This is a genomic window from Rhizobium sp. PL01, assembly GCF_033447125.1.
Lineage (GTDB): Bacteria > Pseudomonadota > Alphaproteobacteria > Rhizobiales > Rhizobiaceae > Pararhizobium.
On the sequence record NZ_JAWQUM010000008.1, the window covers coordinates 305346 to 325458 of the forward strand.

A 20113-nucleotide genomic window follows, 5' to 3' on the forward strand; every position below is an offset into this window, starting at 1 on the left:
TCCTCCCAAATTCTATTTCGACATTCCCAGCGCCTTCTGCCGGCGCTCGATGACGTAGTGCGACAGCAGCGTGCAGAGAGCGACCATGACGACAGCGATGACGCCAAGTGCGGCACCTGGCCCACGGCCGGCGGGCGACTGCATGAAGACGTAGAGGCCATAGGCGAGCGGCGCGTCGGAGTTGCTCTGGATCAGCATCAGCGTCGCCGAAAGCTCGACGGCGGCGGTGGAGAAGCTGGTGACGAAACCGGCGAGAAGGCCGCCCGTCATCAGTGGCAGCACGATGCGGCGGATTGTCCGCTGCTTGGTTGCGCCGAGGTTTTCTGCTGCTTCTTCCAGCGATTCCGAGACCTGTTGCAGGGCGGCGTAGCAGGCACGCAACGCGTAGGGCAGACGGCGGATGGCGAGCGCCAGCACGACCATGACCCAGAGCGTGGCGAGCGGCGTGCCGTCCGGCAGCGTGACACCGTAGAACGTACGCAGATAGCCGATACCGAGCACGACGCCGGGAATGGCAAGCGCCGACGTCGCCGCCCAGTCGAGCCAGCGGCGGCCGATAATCTTGGTGCGCAGCACGAGATAGGCGATGGCGCCGCCGACCAACACGTCGATCAGGCCGGCGAGGCTGGCATAGATCAGCGTGTTCTTGATGTAGATCGAGCTGTCATCGAACACCCGGCTGTAGTGAGCAACCGTGACGGCATCCGGCAGCGGGCTGAACGACCAGACCGTGGCGAAGGAAAGCAGCAGCAGGCCGATATGCGGTGACAGCACGAGCAGCAGAATAAGGCCCACCACGCTATAGGCGACGATGCTCTCGCCAAAGCCGAGCTTGCGGCGCGCCAGACCGCCCCCGCCGCGCTGGGCGGTGGAATAGTCCTTGCCACGCATGGCGACGGCTGAAAGCCACATGGCGAAGATGGACACGACGATGAGGATAACCGAGATGACATAACCCATCGGGTCCGTCAGGCCGACCGAAGTGACACGCAGATAGGCCTGCGGCGCCAGCATATCCTTGACGTTGAGAAGCAGCGGCGTTGCAAGGTCGTCGAAGACCTTGACGAAGACGAGCGAGGCGCCAGCCAGATAACCCGGCATGGCGAGCGGGAAGACGATCCGGCGGAAAAGCCGCAAACCGGACGAACCGAGATTTTGCGCCGCCTCTTCCATCGACCGGTCGATATTACGTAGACTGGTCGACAGGTTGATCAGGATGAAGGGAAAGTAGTGCAGCGACTGCACGAAGATGACGCCGTTCAGCCCTTCCATGAAGGGAATGCGGATACCGAGCCAATCGTTCAACAGCAGGTTGACGGTGCCATTGCGGCCGAAGAGCAGTTGCATCGCCACAGCGCCGACGAAGGGCGGCATGATCAGCGGCACGAAGCCGAGTGTCTGTATGACGAGTGCCCCGCGAAATTCGAAACGGGTCGTCAACACGGCAAGCGGCAGCGCGATCAACGTCGCCCAGACCACCGACATGGCAGATACATAGACAGAGTTGAAGAAGGAGCGGCGGAAGAGATCGGTGTTGAAGAAGTCGATAAAGTTCACCGCCGTCAGCGCGCCGGTGCCCTTCTCCGTGAAGGCGATGTAGATAACGGTGCCTGCTGGAATAATGAGGAAGATCGCCAGGAACAACGCGATCAGCGTCACCGCCAGGACCTGCCCGGGCCGGGCGGTCATGCGCCGGATCGGGTTGGATGAGAGTGCGAAAGCCATGACGGCAGTCTCCGGAATGAGGTCGGCCGGCCCGGCGGCCGATCGGCGCCAAGGGCAGCGAGAACATGGGATTGGAAGAGGCCGCCCGCTTTGTGTGCGGACGGCCAAAGGGCGCTATCGTCAGTCGATCAGGTCGAGTGCCTGCTCGGCCTTCACCTTGGCAGCGGCGTATTTCTCGCTGGCGAAAGCGGCCCATTTCTGCTCGAGCTCGGCCTGACGCGCCGTCTTCTGCTCGCCACCGGTAAAGGCTGCGCGAGTCTCGTCGCTCGCCGCTTCGTCCGCGGTAACCGGCATGGCGGAGATCAGCTTGCGCGCTTCGTCGATCAAAGCACGGGCTTCGGCCTGATCGTTGGCGGCAAGTGCCTTGTCGGCCTCGTGGATTGCCTTGGTCGCGTTCCGCAGGCTGTCGAGCTGGAACGTGATCAGCTGGTCGAAGAGAGCATCGACAACGTCCGTACGCTTCTTGGAGATGTCGGAATCAAACTTGATCATCGACTGGAAGCGCGGATCCTTGAAGGGGTTAGGGAAACCTTCTGGTGCCGTGGCGTAGAGCGCCGGGTTGATTGGCAAGCGGCGGATCGCCGGCTCCAACAAGACGGCCTGGCCCTTTTCAGACAGCAGATAGTTCACGAAGGCTTCGGCGCCCTTCTGGTTTGGTGCGTTGGTGATGATGCCGATATTGGCCGGCACCACTGTTGTCACCGACGGATAGCTGAAGCTCACCGGAAAGCCGCTGGCCTGCGCCGAGAAGGCGAAGAAGTCGATGACGATACCAATGCCAGTCTGGCCCGAGTTGACGGCATCCGGAACGCCGAACGAGCGCTCGGTCACCTGCTGGAGATTGCCGCCTACGCCGGTCAGCGTCGCCCAGCCTTTTTCCCAACCTTCGCCCTGGAGAATGGTTTCGATCGTCAGGTGTGTCGTGCCGGAGCGCGAGGGCGCGGCGATCGCGATATGGTCATGGTATTCGGGTTTGAGGAGATCACCCCATTCGATCGGCTTCGGCAGGTTGTTGGCCTCCAGATAGCGGTCGTTCGACATGATACCGTAGCCGGACGCGGCGAAGCCGAAATAGTAGCCCTGCGGATCGTTGACCGGATAAGAGCCGACCTTTTCCGGCAGGCCGGTGACGGAAGGCGTGAACTTGGCCAGCAACTCGCGGCCCTTCAGGTTCTCGAACGCATCCGGAGCGGAGGCCCAAAACAGGTCGATCTGGTTGTTACCCTTTGTCTCGTCGACGAATTTGACGCCGGCGCTCGTGCTCTTGTTCTGCACGTCGAGCGTAAAGCTCGGATTGGCTGCCTCAAAGCCGGCCTTGAACGGATCGGTGACATCCTTGGAGAAGGACGTAATGACGGTGACTTTTCCACCGTCCTGGGCCTGAACGGTGACGATCATGGCAGCCGATATCAGCATCGCCGCGGCAATGGTCTTTAACATATTGGTTTCCTCCCAATGGCACCACCGGCAATTCGGCGGCCATCAGGAAGTTAGCAAGCCCCGTGCCAGTTGGAGGAATGCCGGAAAACCGGGATTCCTTCAGGAAAAATGGGAAAGAAAGGTAACATCAGGCCTGCCGCATGGGGTAAGATCGGTAACCTCACGCCCCCTCATCGCTGTCCCCACCGAGCGCATGCTTGCGCATCTTGAGGTATAGCGTCTTGCGCGAGATGCCGAGTGCATCGGCCGTGGCGCCGATGCGGCCGTCCTGCTCGGCAAGGCTATCAAGCAGAATCGCCCGCTCCACGCTATCCATGCGCGCCTCCAACGTCTCACCGGCATGGGCTCCAGCACCGGCCGGCATGTCCTCGAGACCGAGCACGTAGCGTTCCGCAACGTTGCGGAGTTCCCGTACATTGCCGGGCCAGTTCCGCCGGTCGAGATCGGCAAGGAACGTCGCGTCGACCCGCGGCGCGGCGCGGCTCTGACGGCGCGAGGCAAGGTCGAGAAAGTGGCGGAACAGCAAACCGATGTCTCCCCTGCGCGCCGAAAGCGGCGGGATTTCGACGCGGGCGATGTCGAGACGATAGGCAAGGTCCTCGCGGAATTTCCCCTGCCGGGCAAGCTGATGCAGGTCCGCCTTCGTCGCGGCGACGACCTGGAGATCGACCGGCACTTCGTCGTTGGAGCCGAGCCGCTCAATGATCCGCTCCTGAAGCACACGCAACAACCGCACCTGCGCTGAAAGCGGCATGGATTCGATCTCATCGAGAAACAGAGTGCCATTATGCGCATGTTCGATCTTGCCGACGCGTTTTTCCCGCGCGCCGGTAAATGCCCCGGCCTCATGGCCGAACAACTCGGATTCCAGCATAGTCTCAGGGATCGCCCCGCAGTTGATGGCGACGAAGCGTCCCTTGCGTCCGCTGAAATCATGCAGGGCGCGCGCAGTCACCTCCTTGCCGGTGCCGGTCTCGCCGAGAACCAGAATGTCGGTCGCTGCACCCGCGATGCGTTTTAGCCGCTCGCGCAGCGTGACCATCGGCGCAGAATGGCCGATCAGCCGCGCTTCCCACCCATCGGCAGCGATCGACAGCCGAAGCCGCCGGTTTTCGGTCAGCAGCCGGCGATGGTCGAGCGCGCGACGCGCCGTCTCGATGAGGTGCACAGGATCTGCGGGCTTTTCGAGAAAATCCCAGGCGCCGTCGCGCATGGCCCGCAGCGCCATCGGAATGTCGCCATGGCCGGACATCAGCACGATCGGGATCTCCCGGTCTATTGCACGCACGTTCGCCAGGAGATCGAAGCCATCCTGTTGCGGCATACGCACGTCGGAGACGACAATCGATTCGCTATCTGCCCTGAGATCCATGAGCGCCGAGGCGACCGAGGCGTGCGGTGACACGCTGAAGCCCTCGAGTTCCAGCACCTCGCGGCAGGCATCGAGCACGTTGACGTCGTCGTCGATGAGGATGATATCTGCAGTCATACCGCTCCTTTCAGCGACACGACAAAGCTCGTGCCACCCGGTCCGGTTTCCAGCACAGCAATGCTCGCGCCGAAATCCTTGATGATGTTGTAGGATATGGAAAGGCCGAGCCCAAGCCCTGTGCCGACCGGTTTCGTGGTGAAGAACGGATCGAACACGGCATCGCGATCCGCCGCCGCGATGCCCGTCCCGGTATCCGCAATCGTCAATATCGCGCCCTCGTCGCTCAGTGCCGTCGTCACACGAACCACCCGCTCCGGCCCGTCGGCAACGGCATCGAGCGCATTGGCGACGAGGTTCACCACGACCTGTTCCAGTCTCACCGGTTCGGCCATGACTTTTGGCACGTCTAGCGACAGCGAAAGCGTGAGGGTGGCGCCTTCCTCATCAAATCGGTGTTCAAGCAGACTGAGAGCCTCGTGGACGACTGCGGCGAGATCGACGGGATACAGCTTTGCATCCGGCCGGCGCGCGAAGCGGCGAATATGGCTGATCTGGTCGGCCATGCGGCCCGTCAATGCGCGAATCTTCTCGAAATTGTTGAGCGCCTGCTCGCTTTTGCCGCGGGCGATCAGCGTGGAGCCGCTGTGGATATGCGCGCGGATCGCCGCGAGTGGCTGATTCAACTCATGACCGATGCCGGCTGCCATCTGCCCGAGCGCTGCGAGCTTCGCGGACTGCACAAGTTCATCGCGTGTCTGGCGGAAGAGCGTCAGCGCACGGGCAAGATCGGCAAGCTCGTCGTCACCGCCCGCCGGGATCGGTACGGCGGGATTGCCCTCGCTGATCGCCGTAGCCGCATGGGCGAGCTGGTCGATGCGCACGAGCAGGCTGCGATGAACATAGAAGACGCCAATGACAAGGGCGACGACGACAGCGAGAACGGCGATGGCCGCGAGCAACTTGCGCCCGAGGTCAATGGCCGCCGCCGCCCGTTGGGCAGCGGCACCGGCGCTTGCCTCGATTGCCACAACCTCGGCCTCGATGCGCTGACCGAGGTCCGCAACGAGACGGCCGTTTTCCTTCGCCAGCTCGCCAAGCCGACCGGCCTCCCGCATTTCCGACCGTTTCCGGTTCGGGGTGCCGGTCGCCGGATCGGACTGTGTCAGGATTCGCCTCGCGAGCTGGCGTACAGTCAGACTGTCCGGCCAACCTTCGAGCGTCGTCAAACGAGCAGCAAGCTCGTCGGCGCTATCGCCGAGAAAGGCATTGGCCTCCTGCACTTCCTCGGCCGTCGAGCTGCTGACGAGCCGGGCGATCAACCCCGTCGCGAGGTTGGCCTGTGAAACCGCAGTCAACAAAGCCTCGCTGCGCCGCTGTTCGGCAAGTGCTGCCGTGCTGCGGCCGTTTCGGGTCTCTGCCTCGATGTTGAAGCGGATGTCGTCGACGAGCGGATCAGCCTCCTCGATCAGGTCGGCCTGTACCCAGCGCAATTCGTCGACGTCGGCACGCATCGCCTCGGCCAACGTGAATCGCTTTCCAGCGGCGAGATCGATCTGTGCCAAGTTGTCATTGATCGCCTTCGCGAGCGGCAGCAACGCCTGCACTGAAGGCTCGGGTTCGTGGTTTTCCAGCAGCGCTTGCAACGCCGCTAATCGCCCTGCATAGACGCGCCGGGTATCGTCATATTCCGCCCGCGTCTCGGCCCCCGTCAGGGCCGCAGTGACCGAACCGATATCGGCACCGGCCTTTGAAAGCCGCGATGCAAAGGCGAGCTGCGGCATCTGCACTTCGGCGATGCGCGAAAGCTCGCCCGACAGCTCACGATAGGAAAACCACCCGACGAGACTGGCACAAACGGCAAGTCCAACGATGACAACGAAGGACGCAGCGAGGCGTGCCCCGATGCCAAAGCGCCAGCGGTTCGACCGTCCTGATGGTAATCTGTCACGCGTGTTCATTGCGGCGGCTTCTATCACTACCGCCCGCCCGGGGTCGAGACGGAGACGAGAAGGCCTTCGGCCCGCGTCAGGTTCTGTTCGATGATGCCGCGGATATCGCGGGCAAAGGCCTGTTGCTCAGCAGTGCGGGTTATGCCGCGCGGCCATTCCCCCTTCAGTGCGTCCGGAAGCTTTTGTACGCCACCTGCCGGGAGCGGCGGCGTGCCGAGTAACCGACGGACGAGCGCAAGGGTGCTGCGCCGCGTCGCATCGTCGCCCGCCCTGCCCTCAAGCACCCTCAGTCGCGTCCAGAGCCGCGCCAGCATCGCGCGGCGGCGCACGATATAGTCGTCGAAGATCAGGTTGACGATGCCGTAGCGTTCCGCTGAAAGGCGCGCATCGAACCCGTGCGCGGTCAGAAGTCCACCGGTATTTTCCATTGGCACAAGACCGGCGTTCAACTCCGCCCGGACGGGAATGCGCCCGATGGCGGGTTGCAGCAGGATGCACTGCCCTTCCGTGGAAAACAGAAAATCGACGAAGCGCTCGGCTGCGTCGAGGTTTTTCGCCCGTGACAGGATGGCGATATTGGCCGGTACATAGATCGGGTCGGGTGTCAGCACGAAGACGTTTTCGCTGCCCGAAATATCCGGCGCCTTGGCGAGGAAATCGATCGTGACGCCAATGCCGAAGCGGCGCTGCGCCACGCCCGAGGCGACGCCGAAACTGCGCGCCGTAACGGTCGACAGATTGCCGCCAATCTCCGACAACAACGCCCAGCCCCGCTCCCAGCCATAGCTCTGCAACAGGGCTTCGACGATCAGATGCGTCGTGCCGGAGCGCGATGGCGAGGTGATGCCGATATGGCCGGAATAGATCGGTTTCAGCAAATCCTGCCAGCTTTGCGGCACCGGCAGGTCGTATTGCGAGAGGTAGGCAGGGTTGTAGACGAGGCCGTAGCCGGACAATGCGAAGCCGAGATAGAAACCGTCCGGGTCATTCACCGGATAACCGAGCACCCGCTCTGGCGCCCCGGTTTGCCGAGGCCTGATTGCTCGAAGCGCTCCCCGGCGCTTCAGCAACTCGAAAGCATCCGCAGCCGAAGCCCAGAAGATATCGGCGGCGACATCAGGTTTTTCGAGGATGAAGCGGCTGGCGCTGCCCGTATTGCGCTGGACGATCGTGAGGCGGATATCCGGATTGCGCACCTCGAAGGCTTTCCGGAATGGCTCGTAGAAGGAGGGCGGGTAGGAGGTGATGATCGAGAGCTCCGCCGCAAGTGCTCCCCGAAAATCGCAGAAAAGCAGCATGGCGAGCACCAGGAGCGCGCGCGCCCAGCGTTGAAACCCCTGACCCAGCAAAATTATCTACCTCCGCATGGCACCCGCCTCCACGGCGCCGACACCGGACAACAATGCCCATCCAGCGCCGTGATGTCTACCGTCCACGGCGGCGTCGCCACATAAACCATACGTTATCGAGTGGAGTCAGGGTCGGGCGACGCAGAGGTCATGGCGCGTCGGATCGCCGTTTTGGGCAAACTGCTCAACGCCATGCGGCACGTTCCGGCAGCTTGCCGCCTATATGCGCCTGCCTTGCGGGCGCAAGAGCACCAGACGCACGCTTCAGGATCACCATGTTGTTCACGAACCGTGGCAATCCCCGGAAATGCCGGTCAGCCTCTCGATGACCGTGTGGCCTTCTTCGAGAAACGCGATAGCACGCTCACGCAAAGCTACGGGATGTGGCTTGCCCATGGATATCTTCTTCCATGGGCAAGTGAATCATAAATCTGAAAATGACGTAATCATAAACCAGGGAAATCGCGACACGCTTTAGTAATGGCGGGCCAAGGGATCGATCGGAGCCGATTTCGGCGGGGCAAACCTTGTCAGGTCTATGCCTTCCACGGCGGTCCGATACTCTTCGATGTTGGGGGTACGGCCAAGGATCGCCGACAGCACCACGACCGGGGTCGAAGCCAGCAGCGACTCGCCCTTCTTCTCGGCCGTGTCCTCGACGACCCGGCCCTGGAACAGGCGGGTGGAGGTGGCGAGAACCGTGTCGCCCCGCTCGGCCTTCTCCTGATTGCCCATGCACAGGTTGCAGCCCGGACGTTCAAGATAGAGGATGTTCTCGTACTCTGTCCGGTTGGCCGTCTTCGGCTTTACGTCATCGAATTCGTAGCCGGAATACTTCTGGAGGATTTCCCAATCCCCTTCGGCCTTGAGCTCGTCGATGATGTTGTAGGTCGGAGCGGCGACGACAAGCGGCGCCTTGAACTCGACCTTGCCTTCGGCCTTCTCGATGTTCTTGAGCATCTGCGCGACGATCTTCATGTCGCCCTTGTGCACCATGCACGAGCCCACGAAACCGAGGTCAACCTTCTTGGTGCCACCGTAATACGAAACCGGGCGGATCGTGTCGTGGGTGTAGCGCTTGGACACATCGGCGTTATTGACGTCGGGGTCGGCGATCATCGGCTCGTCGATCAGGTCCAGATCCACGACGACCTCGGCGAAGTATTTCGCATTGTCATCAGGGGCAAGTGCGGGCTTCGCACCCGAGCGGATCTCGGCGATCCGGGCATCGGCCTTATCGATCAGGCCCTGCAGGGTCTCGGCGGTGTTCTCCATGCCCTTGTCGATCATGATCTGGATGCGGGACTTGGCGATCTCCAGCGATTCGATCAGCGTCTCGTCCTGCGAAATGCAGATCGAGGCCTTGGCCTTCATCTCGGCCGTCCAGTCGGTGAAAGTGAAGGCCTGGTCGGCGAGCAGCGTACCGATATGGACTTCAATGATGCGGCCCTGGAAGACGTTGTCGCCGTGTTGCTGGAGCATCTGCGCCTGGGTTGCATGCACCACGTCGCGGAAGTCCATATAGGGCTGCATCGCACCCCTAAACGTCACCTTGACCGATTGCGGGATTGGCATGGTCGCCTCGCCGGTGGCCAGCGCCAGCGCCACGGTGCCGCTATCGGCGCCGAAGGCCACGCCCTTGGACATGCGGGTGTGGCTGTCGCCGCCGATGATGATCGCCCAGTCATCCACGGTGATGTCGTTCAGCACCTTGTGGATAACATCCGTCATCGAATGATAGGCGCCCTTGGGGTCGCGGGCGGTGATCAGGCCAAAGTTGTTCATGAAAGACATGAGCTTCGGAATATTCGCCTGCGCCTTCTTGTCCCAGACCGATGCAGTGTGACAGCCGGACTGATAGGCACCGTCAACGAGCGGGGAGATGACGGTGGCCGCCATCGCCTCAAGCTCCTGCGCGGTCATCAGGCCAGTCGTGTCCTGCGAACCTACGATGTTCACAATGACGCGCACGTCCGAGCCTGCATGCAACACCTTGCCCGGTGTCACGCCAACGGCGTTGCGGTTAAAGATCTTCTCGACCGCCGTCAGGCCTTGGCCTTCGATGGTGATTTCCTTGTTCGGGGCGAAAACCGGGGTCGGCTCGACGCCGAGGGTCTGGGCGGCGAACGTCTGGAGCTTCTTGCCAAAGACGATGGCATAGGAGCTGCCGGCCTTCATGAACTCCACCTTCTGGGGCGTGAAGGCGCTAGCGATATCCACCAGCTCCTCGCCGTTCTCGTCGCGGAGCTTCTTGTTCTTCGCGTCGATCTTCAGGACGGTGCCGGTCTCGACCGAGAATTTCTGCTCAAGAATCGGGTTGCCGTCGTTGTTGATGATCGGCTTGCCGTCTTCGCCTGTTTTCTTGACCCAGTTCTTCAGGTTGATGCCGATGCCGCCGGTCACGTCGACGGTGGTCGCAAAGATCGGCGAGATGCCGTTGGTGCCCGCGACAACAGGGGCGAAATTGACGAAAGGCACATAGGGGCTGGATTGCTTGCCGGTCCACAGTGCGACGTTGTTCACGCCCGACATGCGCGACGAACCCACGCCCATCGTGCCCTTCTCGGCGATCATCATCACGCGCTTGTCCGGGTGCTGCTTCTGCAGCGCCACGATTTCCTGCTGCGCTTCAAGCGTCATCATGCACTGGCCGTGCAGCTCACGGTCCGAGCGCGAATGCGCCTGATTGCCGGGGGACAAAAGGTCCGTCGAGATATCACCTTCGGCGGCGATGAAGGTCACGACCTTGATCTCGTCCTCAACCTCGGGAAGCTTGGTGAAGAATTCTGCCTTGGCATAACTCTCGAGCACGCCCTTGGCGACGGCATTGCCCGCGGTGAAGGCATCCCGCAGCCGGAACATGTCGGCGTCATAGAGGAAGACCTGGGTCTTAAGCACCTCGCCGGCCGGCCCGGCAATCGCCGCGTCATCGCTGAGCGCAATGTCGAGCAACACGTCGACCGAGGGGCCACCCTTCATGTGCGACAGCAGTTTGAGGGCGAATTCTGGAGTGATCTCCGGGACGAGCGTTTCACCGACGATGATCTTCTTCAGGAACGCGGCCTTGACGCCAGCCGCGCTGGTCGTGCCCGGCAGCGTATTGTAGATGAAGAAATTCAACGCACTTGTGCGGTGCTCGCTACGGGCATCCTCAATCAGTGTGATGATTTCAGCAACAAGTGCGCCGTCGTCAATCGGCTTGGGAGCGAGCCCTTGAGTTTCTCTGCTTTTGATCTCAGCCAGGTAATCCAAGTAAAGGTTCATCGTAATCCCAACGTCTTAAGGTGTATGGCGCTGAAACGCAGCGCCCCCAACGGTATCGTTAATCGGCCTCAGGCCTCATGGGTTTCGATTACGTCAACCAGGACCGACTGGCAAGATACCGCATTTCAGTAAAAAGTGGTCTTTCGTATTCAACTTTGACCGGTTAAAAACAGAAAGGTGAGAATTCTCTGCCCGATTGTTGAGGCCTTTGTGCGAGCGATGCTCCACGCCCAGGATCAACATGGCCTTTGCGGTAGAGCAAGAGCGGGGCTTGTCCGTCACCAACACCCGCTGTGTGACACCCTGACCCTTGAGCAGCTTACGCATTAGGCAAGGAGCCGCGACTTTGCAGGATAGTGTCGAGAATATAACCGTTGGGATCGACGGCGCGCCACAGCCGATATTTCTTCGCTTGATCGATGCCGCCATCTCGTCGAGTTGCCATTTGTCGGCAAACTTACCTCGCGACCGCCGCCGGAGCTGGCAAGCGGATCTTCAACGTCACGCACGCTCAGCCGGAAGCGATAATAGAGCCACGCGTGACGATAATTTTGGCAGGAAAACGATGGCGCCGGTAGCGATAGATACGGACATCGGTCATGACGGTCGAACACCAATCCGATCAGCACCGATCGGTTAAGGCGACGCCCCTCACCGATGCCATCCGTCTAGAATTTGTTGTTCGCCGTATACTCCATCTATCGCGCGGCTGCCGGGTTCACATCAAGCCCGCGGCTATGCCGCCAGCTGCGGTTTGAACGCGACATCCACATAGTAGTTGGTGTTGTTGAAGCTGCTCGTCGGAAAAAGCCCGGACGCGCCATAGGCGTACACGCCGTTGCCTCCACTGAGTGCCGACGAAAGCGCATGCAGATTGTTGTTCGAGACCTCGGAACCAAAGAAGTTGCCTGTCGCCGAATAGAAGCCATCGGTGCTGTAGGAGACTACGTAGGTTGTATTTGCCTGTATATCGACCTGCTGAACCAGGCTTGTCGACTGCCAGCCGCTCGTGCTCTCGTTGGTGAAGGTGGCGCTTCCGAGAAGGGTGCCGGTCGCCGTCCAGAGGTAGCCGGTATGAGAACCCGTGTTGCTCGCGCCTTTGTAAAAGCGTATCCCGGTAATTGCGCCTGCCACATCCGCCTGGAACTTCATCCCGAGATTGACATCGCCGGGGTCGTTGACTGTCACGTTCGCCGGCGTGTCGGCTGACGAAAACAGTGTCTGCTCGCCTTGGGGAACGATGGTGAGCGATACGTTTCCCGTGGCGCTTCCGCCCTGACCATCAGAGATAGAATATGTAAAGCTCGCCGGACCGGAGTAGCCGCTCGTCGGGGTGAAGGTGACGGCATTGGACTGGCTGTCGAAAGCAACGGTGCCGTTCACCGCGTTTCCGGCGCTGGTGATAGCCAACGGATCGCCATTGGAGTCGCTGTCATTGGCAAGCAGTGTGCTCGCCTGTAGCGAGAGCGCAGTGTTGTATGGCGTCGAGAATCCGGAATCGTCGAGCGCCACAGGGCTCAGGTTTCCGGTTGATTGCTCGTAAAGGACATCCACCCAATAGTTCGTTGCATTGTAGGTGGCCGTCGGGAAAAGACTGGCTGTACCATAGGCAAAGACACCGTTTCCGCCGCTCCCCGCGCTGGATGGCGCCGACAAAGGGCCGTTCGTGTAGCCGGTTACAAAAAAGTTCGGCGTTGACCCGTAGAAGCCATTTGAATGATAGCTGGCGACATAGGTTGCCCCCGCTGAGATCGAAACCGGTTGTGTAAACGTGACCGTCTGCCAGCCGGTGGCACTCTCATTTGTGAAGGTTGCACTGGCGAGCAGATTTCCGCCGCCGGTCCATAAGGAGCCGGTGTGTGTGCCGGTGTCCAAGCTGCTCTTGTAGTAACGCAGCCCGGTTATTAAACCGGCAGAGGAGGCAGCGAATTTTACACCCAGTTCCACGGAATCGGGGTCATTCGCGGACGCTGTGCTCGGGGCATTGGTTGAAGAAAACAGGTTTAGCGTGGTTGCAGATTGGCCCACAGTCAGGCTTACGACGCCAGACGCCGTTCCACCCCGGCCATCCGATATGCCGTAGGAGAAGCTTGCTGGCCCAATATAACCCGACGTCGGCGTGAACGTGACCGTGCTGGTTTGGCTGTTGTATGCCACCATACCGTTTGTCGCGCCGCCTACCGTTGTGATCGTCAAAGGATCGCCATCGGAATCACTGTCATTCGCAAGCAGTAGCGATGCGGCAATCGAAATCGAGTTGTTATTGGAGACCGTAAAGCCGTTGTCGTTGCCGGCAATCGGCACGGTGTTGACGGTTGATCGGTTGTAGACGACATCGACCCAATAATTGGTGGCCTGAAAGCTGGCCGTTGGAAATGCGGTGCCCGACGAAGAGACATAGAGGCCATTTCCCGCGCTGGTCGCTGATGAAGGGGCCGTCAGCGCCCCATTGGCCTTCGAGGTTGCGAAATAGTTGGCAGTGGCAGCATAGACCCCCGCCGTATGGTAGGAGGCGACATAAGTCGTCCCCGCCGTGATCGAAATGGGATTGGAGAAGGTTGCCGTCTGCCAGCCGCTAGTGGATTCGTTGGTAAAAGTAACGGTGGCAAGCAGTGTGCCCGTCGAAGACCACAGTGAGCCGGTGTGAACACCGCTGGCGCTTGCAGGCTTGTAGAAGCTTATGCCACTGATCGTCCCGGCCGTGGAGGCTGTGAACTTCATTCCGAGCTCTAATGACTGGGTATCACTGATCGCAGGCCCCGTTGGCCCTTCGACCCGTTGAAACAACGACACGCCGGCAGGGTTCTGTTGAACCGTCATGGACACAGTCGCAGTCGCCGTTCCGCCGCGCCCGTCCGAAGCCGTGTAGGAGAAGCTTGCCGGGCCGCTATAATCAAGGTTCGGCGTGTAGATGACATTGCCAGTCTGGGTGTCGAGCGTCACGGTCCCATTGGTTGCGTTGCTGACTGCGCTGACAGTCAGCGAATCGTTGTTCGGATCGCTGTCGTTGGCCACCAGTGCGGCAAAGGATATTGGCAGCGTCCCGTTCTTTCCGACCGAGAACCCCGAATCGTTCGCGGCCGTCGGAGCGAGGTTGGGATCGGGCGCGAATACGACATCGACCCAATAGTTTGAGGTGAAATTATTGCTCGGGAACACGCCGTTGCTGTCGCTGGAATATGCGTAGACGCCGCCCTGAGCTGTGAGCATGCCATTTGTGTAGCTCGACGCGAAATAATTGTTGCTCGATGACCAATATCCTCCGGTGTGATAGGATGCGACATAGCTCGTTCCGGGAGTAAGACGCACTGGATTGGCGAACGTTACTGTCTGCCAGCCCGTTATGGGTTCGACGGAGGACGTGCCGGTGGCTAACCGCGTGCCTGTAGTTGTCCACAGACTTACGACATGCTGGCCAACATTGTAGAAACCCTTGTAGAACCGAATGGCGTTGACAACGCCGTCCGTTTCCGCCTGGAAGCGGACGCCCAACTCGATGCCCTCCCGGTCGAGATTGGTTTCTACTTGTGGTTTGCTGGCAAGGGTCCAGAGGCTCGATGTAGACGGCAGATTGACCGTGACCTGAGTACTCGCGGACGGGTTGCCGAGATTAAGGCTGTCGTCCACGGCGCGCGACATGATGTTGTAGGTCCCGGACGCCTGCACGACCCAGCTGTAGCTCCAGGCCTCGCGGCCTGTCGCTTTCCACCAGCTTTGGCCGCCGTCAAGGGACACCTCAACACCCGCGACAATGCCGCCGCCGAGATCTTGTGCGCTACCAGTGACCGTTACCTTCTGTCCCTCGACGAAGCTCGCGCCCAGGGTCGGAGATGTGATGGTCGAGGTCGGCTTGATCGTATCGGTCGATTGTGTCGCCAGGATCAGGCTTGCGTCGAGCGTCCCGGGCTGAATGCCCATGTCGGCGAACATGTTGACCATAGCCTGCTGGACATTCGGATCGGTTGGTGTGGCCGCCCCTTCATGGTTCGAATCAAGGCCCCAGGACCAGAAGACGGTCCCCGCGCCGAAGACGAGCGCGCCGCTCTCGGCCCGGTACATGGTCAGGCTGTGGTTTACAGTCGCAGAACCGACCGAAGTGCCGTAGTCGCGCAGATAGGTGTCGACCGAAACCGTCGACAGCGACATGTTGATCAGCCCGGCGGGCCGGTAGCCGTTTTCGACGTCGGAATCCCACTCATAGCCAAGCAGGTTCTGGACCAGGGAGTAGGTCTGGCCCGGCTGCAGCTCGGAGACGTCCGTGTTGCGCCAGAAACGAAGATTGGAATAGTCGTAGGGGATGGTGATCGTGTCCAGCCGGTAACCGTCCACCGAGAACATGGTACCCGTCAGCGAATTCTCCGGCTCCTGTCCGGGATCGGCAAACCTTGGGTCTCGCCAGGTGCCGGTCGCGGTGGAGCTCGGATCGGGGGTTCCGCCCCAGGTTTCCTTGTAGGTGACCATCGTCCGATACGGCGTACCATTGCCGTCAATGCTGGTTTCCCAGCGAACCTTCCAGTAGACTTCATTACCGCTCCAGAAGGCAAGGTTAACGCCAGCGTCGCGCGCCGCCTCGACGTTGGTTCGCTGTTCAGCCGACCAGTACTCGTCATGGCCGACCGAAAGATAAGCTTCGTGATTAAGCAACAAGCTGCCGCTTCGCGTCGCATCGACACCAGAGATATAGGAGACGTCGTAGCCGTTCTGCTCGAGCCAGCGGATCGCCGAATGTTCGACGCCGAATATGAAATCGTGCGTGCCGCCGATAGGGCTGGTGTTGGTGATGATTGGGCGATTGTAGCTGACCGCTGTGGCTCGACCGATCGAAGTCAGGCCGCAACTGCAGTTAGGCGGCATGTAGCCAATCATATCGTTAGGGTCGACCGGCACCTCACCATAATACAAGCTGGCGCCGCCCCAGGCATTGTAGGCCTGCCAGGTGGTGTCGGAGGTCTGGAAGACGATATCGCTGGCCGCATTGTCGTCGCGAACGATGAAGGGGATGTGACTCTGGCCTGCCGTACCGTCCTCGCGCACGAGCTTGGCGATGTAGACCCCGGAAACCATATCTTGCGGAATGGCCCAACTCGCCGACACCGCCCAGTTGCCCGCGTCGATGAGGCCGCGCGACATATCGACGATCGGATGCGGCTGGACCTGCGCGGATGCGAGGTTCACGTCGACGGTCGCCACCTTGCGGGCACCATCGCCACCGTAATAGCCGAGCCGGTAGATCTCGATCCGGTAATTGGCGGAGTCGGTCGCGATCTTGAAACTGACCGTCTGGCCGATATTGGTGCTGATCTCTGTTGCAAACCCCTGGATGTTGCCGTCGCCGTCGCCGTCGATACCCCATTCGCTAACGGGGTTGCCCTGCTTCAGGTTCTCCAGGACGATCTTGTTTTGCGTGGTTGGCGGCGGGGTGAGCTGGCTTGCGGTGCGCGTTCCGTCGGAGAACTGGAAATTTTCGACACCGGTGACGGTATCGGTACCGTCCGGCGAGCCGCCGCGGTTGTCGGCAACCGTGTAGATGGCCCCTGAAAGGGTGATCGTATAATTCGTGAATGCCCCGCTGAAGACTGCGGTGTCGCCAGTTCCGCCGCCGCCATCGATCGCATCATTGCCGCCGCCGCCGTTGAGCGTGTCGTTTGCGGACCCACCGGTGAGGACGTTCACGCTATTGTTGCCGGTCAGGCTGACCGCTGCAATCGATCCGCTGGCATTCACATTTTCGAAACCGGATGTGTTCGCCGCATCCCCGGAACTCTGGTCGGCAAGCGACAGGTTGATCGTTGCTGCACCATTGACCAACAGCGTATCGATATCCGCCCCGCCGGCGATCGATACATCCGAGCCGTCATAGGTGATTATGTCGTTGCCCGCTCCACCGCTTAGCGTGTCGGCGCCTGCGCCACCGACAAGCGTGTCGGCGGCCAGCCCACCGGTGAGCACATTGGCATTGCCATCGCCGAGAAGGCTGACGGCTATGCTCGATACACTGGCATTCACATTTTCGAAGCCGGTGACAACTGCCGTGTCCCCGAAGCTCTGGTCGGCAGACGACAGGTTGATCGTCGCTGCACCACTGACCAGCAAAGTATCGATATCCGCTCCACCCGCGATCAGGACGGCCGAGCCGTTATAGGTGATGGTGTCGTTCCCGGCCCCGCCATTTAGCGTGTCGGCACCGGATCCGCCGGTGAGTACGTTGGCATTGCCATCGCCGGTAAGGCTGACGGCTACGATCGATCCGCTGGCATTCACGTTTTCAAAGCCAGAGACGACTGCCGTGTCGCCGGAGCTCTGGTCGGCAGACGACAGGTTGATCGTCGCTGCACCATTGACCAGCAGCGTATCGATATCCGCCGCGCCGGCGATCGAGACATCCGAGCCGTCATAGGTGATCGTATCGTTGCCCGCTCCGCCGTTTAGCGTGTCGGCGCCTGTGCCGCCGACAAGCGTGTCGGCAGCCAATCCACCCGTGAGCACATTGGCATTGCCATCGCCAGTGAGGCTGACGGCGACGCTCGATCCGCTGGCATTCACATTTTCGAAGCCGGTGACGTTGGCAGCGTCGCCGGAGCTTTGGTCCACGGACGACAGGTTGATCGTTGCCGCGCCGTTGACCGTTAGCGTGTCGGTGTTGGTTCCACCAGCGATCGAAATATCCAAGCCGTCATAGGTAATCGTGTCGTTGCCTGCGCCGCCATTCAGCGTGTCGGCCCCTGCACCGCCAACAATCGTGTCGGCACCGGATCCACCGGTGAGTACATTGGCATTGCTATCGCCGGAGAGGCTGACGGCCACGCTCGATCCGCTGGCATTCACGTTCTCAAAGCCAGAGACGACTGCCGTGTCGCCGGAGCTCTGGTCGGCAGACGACAGGTTGATCGTCGCTGCACCATTGACCAGCAGCGTATCGATATCCGCCGCGCCGGCGATCGAGACATCCGAGCCGTCATAGGTGATCGTATCGTTGCCCGCTCCGCCGCTTAGCGTGTCGGCGCCTGTGCCGCCGACAAGCGTGTCGGCAGCCGATCCACCCGTGAGCACATTGGCATTGCCATCGCCGGTGAGGCTGACGGCGACGCTCGATCCGCTGGCATTCACATTTTCGAAGCCGGTGACGTTGGCAGCATCGCCGGAGCTCTGGTCCACGGACGACAGGTTGATCGTTGCCGCGCCGTTGACCGTCAGCGTGTCGGTGTTGGTTCCACCGGCGATCGAAATATCCAAGCCGTCATAGGTGATTATGTCGTTGCCTGCGCCGCCATTCAGCGTGTCAGCACCGGCACCGCCAACAATCGTGTCGGCACCGGATCCGCCGGTGATCGTATCTGCTTGGTTGCTGCCGGTGAGAGCGAACGCTTCAGTTTGACCACTCAGTGTGATTGTCACACCGGCCGCTGCGCCCGAAGCCGAGATTGCCTCGACACCTTGAATAGATGCATTCGTCGTTCCGAGGCTATTGAGGTCGGACGAGGTTGAGGTCAGATTGATCGTATCGCCATTACCGTCGCCGAGATTGATAGTACCCGTGCCAATGAGGATCGCATTGAGCTGGGCGCCGCTGAGTGTCACCGTGTCGGTGCCGGTAGTGCCAATGAGGTTGCCCACTTCGACACTGCTGACCGTCGGGATGGTGAGCGCCGAGATATTGCCGCTCGCCAGGACATTCAGGACATCGGTGGTCAATAGGCCGCTGCCGAGATCCAGTGTGACGAATCCTGCCCATTGCGACGCGGTCATCGTTACAGTGTCGCTGCCGCTACTTCCGGTCAGCGTCTCGATGCCGGAAACCACGCCAAGCGAAAGATTGAACGTACCGCTGGCCGTTAGCACGAGCTGGTCGCGTATGCCGCTGGCGCTATTGGCGCCGCCCTGGATCGACTCGCCGGCAACGAACTGGCCGCTGCCCAGGTTTATTGTGTCGTCGCCGCTGCCAGCGACGATCGCGTCTGCGCCATTGCCACCATTGAAGGTATCACCTATGGCGTCTTGAAGCTGAGCAACAGTGCCGCCGGAGAAGCCGGTCAGCGTTCCCGTCGTCGCATTCGCGGTGTCGTTACCGGTGGTACCTGTGAATGTCGCCATGATCCCTGTATATGCCCTCATGCCTTCCGGTGTGAGCGGCGCACGGCTAGGCCCAGCACCGCGATCCAGTGACCAAGTTCCGCCGCGGGATTCCGCGCCGACAATGCCGCTCGCCGCCGCGATGCGAACGCCTGTCCTTGCCGCAAGCGCATCGACGAATGCCGCACCTCGTTCACCAGCGCCGCTCTCGCAAGCCCAGATCAGCAGGGCACTGTCCGTTCCAAGTGCTGCGCAGAAACCAGAAAGTCCGGTCGATTTGTCGTCCATCGTCTGGCACGACACTGCGCCCGACGCGAAGTTTACTTCGCCGGGCCGGCCATGCGCGATCACGTGGATTGCGTCGAGGTTGGTGCGATACTCCAGTATTCGTGCCATTTGAGCCATGGCCGGCTCATTTGGCGAGAGCAGGACTGGTTCGACATCCGGCCGGAGCCCGCCAACCAGCTTCTCGAAATCCGCGACGGCGGGGTCGATGAAAGCGATCTCGCGAAAATGGCTCATGAAAGTTCCCCGACAATTTGGTTCGATGCTGGAGGCCTTGGCTAATCTTGACGACCGTTTGGATTTTTCACGCCGCCCGGTTAACGAACTAACGCAGTTCAAATTTGCCGCCCAGATCACGTTTCTACAAACACCGATCCTGCCAGCTTTCACGTGACCGTAAACCTTAGCAATCGGTCTGCGCGACACTTCCTAAGGTGGTAAGAGTGGCAAGGGTCCGTACTCCAATGTGATGATGGGTTGCGGGGGCATCCGGGCTTAAACCCATCGTTGAGGAACTTCGGTGGGAGAGCATCGGGCTGGTGACAGACGTGGTCTTTCGCGAACGGCCACACAGTCTCTGAAAGGAGACGCGACCGGAT

Annotated in this window: 8 protein-coding genes and 1 pseudogene; 1 reads left to right on the forward strand and 8 read right to left on the reverse strand. The window is 60.7% G+C overall.

Annotated elements, in window-relative coordinates:
• Positions 1-12 precede the first annotated feature (12 nt).
• From R6X40_RS20035 to R6X40_RS31640, 8 genes and pseudogenes are all read right to left on the reverse strand, one after another.
• Complete coding sequence (locus R6X40_RS20035; RefSeq protein ID WP_318415603.1) at positions 13-1689, reverse strand: iron ABC transporter permease; 1677 nt, start codon at positions 1687-1689, stop codon at positions 13-15.
• Between the two features lie 156 nt (positions 1690-1845).
• Positions 1846-3165, reverse strand: a complete 1320-nt coding sequence (locus tag R6X40_RS20040; RefSeq protein WP_318415567.1) for an ABC transporter substrate-binding protein — start codon at positions 3163-3165, stop codon at positions 1846-1848.
• A gap of 160 nt (positions 3166-3325) precedes the next feature.
• The gene (locus R6X40_RS20045; RefSeq protein ID WP_318415568.1) at positions 3326-4654 is read right to left on the reverse strand and encodes a sigma-54 dependent transcriptional regulator; all 1329 of its coding nucleotides are present in this window, start codon (positions 4652-4654) and stop codon (positions 3326-3328) included.
• Positions 4651-6555: an ATP-binding protein gene (locus tag R6X40_RS20050; protein WP_318415569.1), complete on the reverse strand. Its 1905-nt coding sequence runs from the start codon at positions 6553-6555 to the stop codon at positions 4651-4653. Before R6X40_RS20050 ends, R6X40_RS20045 begins: the two co-directional genes overlap by 4 nt.
• Positions 6556-6572: 17 nt before the next feature.
• On the reverse strand, positions 6573-7844 hold the full coding sequence (locus R6X40_RS20055) for an ABC transporter substrate-binding protein (RefSeq protein ID WP_318415570.1): 1272 nt from the start codon (positions 7842-7844) through the stop codon (positions 6573-6575).
• A gap of 525 nt (positions 7845-8369) precedes the next feature.
• Positions 8370-11159: a bifunctional aconitate hydratase 2/2-methylisocitrate dehydratase gene (locus tag R6X40_RS20060; RefSeq protein ID WP_318415571.1), complete on the reverse strand. Its 2790-nt coding sequence runs from the start codon at positions 11157-11159 to the stop codon at positions 8370-8372.
• Between the two features lie 153 nt (positions 11160-11312).
• A pseudogene (locus tag R6X40_RS20065) lies at positions 11313-11760 on the reverse strand (DDE-type integrase/transposase/recombinase); the annotation flags it as partial.
• 134 nt (positions 11761-11894) lie between these two features.
• Positions 11895-19751 carry a DUF4082 domain-containing protein gene (locus tag R6X40_RS31640; RefSeq protein ID WP_412178423.1) on the reverse strand — a complete coding sequence of 2619 codons (7857 nt, stop codon included), beginning with the start codon at positions 19749-19751 and terminating at the stop codon, positions 11895-11897.
• On the opposite strand from R6X40_RS31640, the gene R6X40_RS20080 reads away from it, so the two are divergent.
• The gene (locus R6X40_RS20080) at positions 19750-19908 is read left to right on the forward strand and encodes a hypothetical protein (protein WP_318415572.1); all 159 of its coding nucleotides are present in this window, start codon (positions 19750-19752) and stop codon (positions 19906-19908) included. The two genes, R6X40_RS31640 and R6X40_RS20080, sit on opposite strands and share 2 nt — an antisense overlap.
• Positions 19909-20113 lie beyond the last annotated feature (205 nt).

What these genes read in the sequence shown, in the direction of transcription:
- R6X40_RS20035 (WP_318415603.1), bottom strand. Translation starts at nt 1,689, where the DNA reads ATGACCGCCCGGCCCGGGCAGGTCCTGGCGGTGACGCTGATCGCGTTG.
- R6X40_RS20040 (WP_318415567.1), bottom strand. Translation starts at nt 3,165, where the DNA reads ATGTTAAAGACCATTGCCGCGGCGATGCTGATATCGGCTGCCATGATC.
- R6X40_RS20045 (WP_318415568.1), bottom strand. Translation starts at nt 4,654, where the DNA reads ATGACTGCAGATATCATCCTCATCGACGACGACGTCAACGTGCTCGAT.
- R6X40_RS20050 (WP_318415569.1), bottom strand. Translation starts at nt 6,555, where the DNA reads ATGAACACGCGTGACAGATTACCATCAGGACGGTCGAACCGCTGGCGC.
- R6X40_RS20055 (WP_318415570.1), bottom strand. Translation starts at nt 7,844, where the DNA reads ATGCTGCTTTTCTGCGATTTTCGGGGAGCACTTGCGGCGGAGCTCTCG.
- R6X40_RS20060 (WP_318415571.1), bottom strand. Translation starts at nt 11,159, where the DNA reads ATGAACCTTTACTTGGATTACCTGGCTGAGATCAAAAGCAGAGAAACT.
- R6X40_RS20080 (WP_318415572.1), top strand. Translation starts at nt 19,750, where the DNA reads ATGAAAGTTCCCCGACAATTTGGTTCGATGCTGGAGGCCTTGGCTAAT.
- R6X40_RS31640 (WP_412178423.1), bottom strand. Translation starts at nt 19,751, where the DNA reads ATGAGCCATTTTCGCGAGATCGCTTTCATCGACCCCGCCGTCGCGGAT.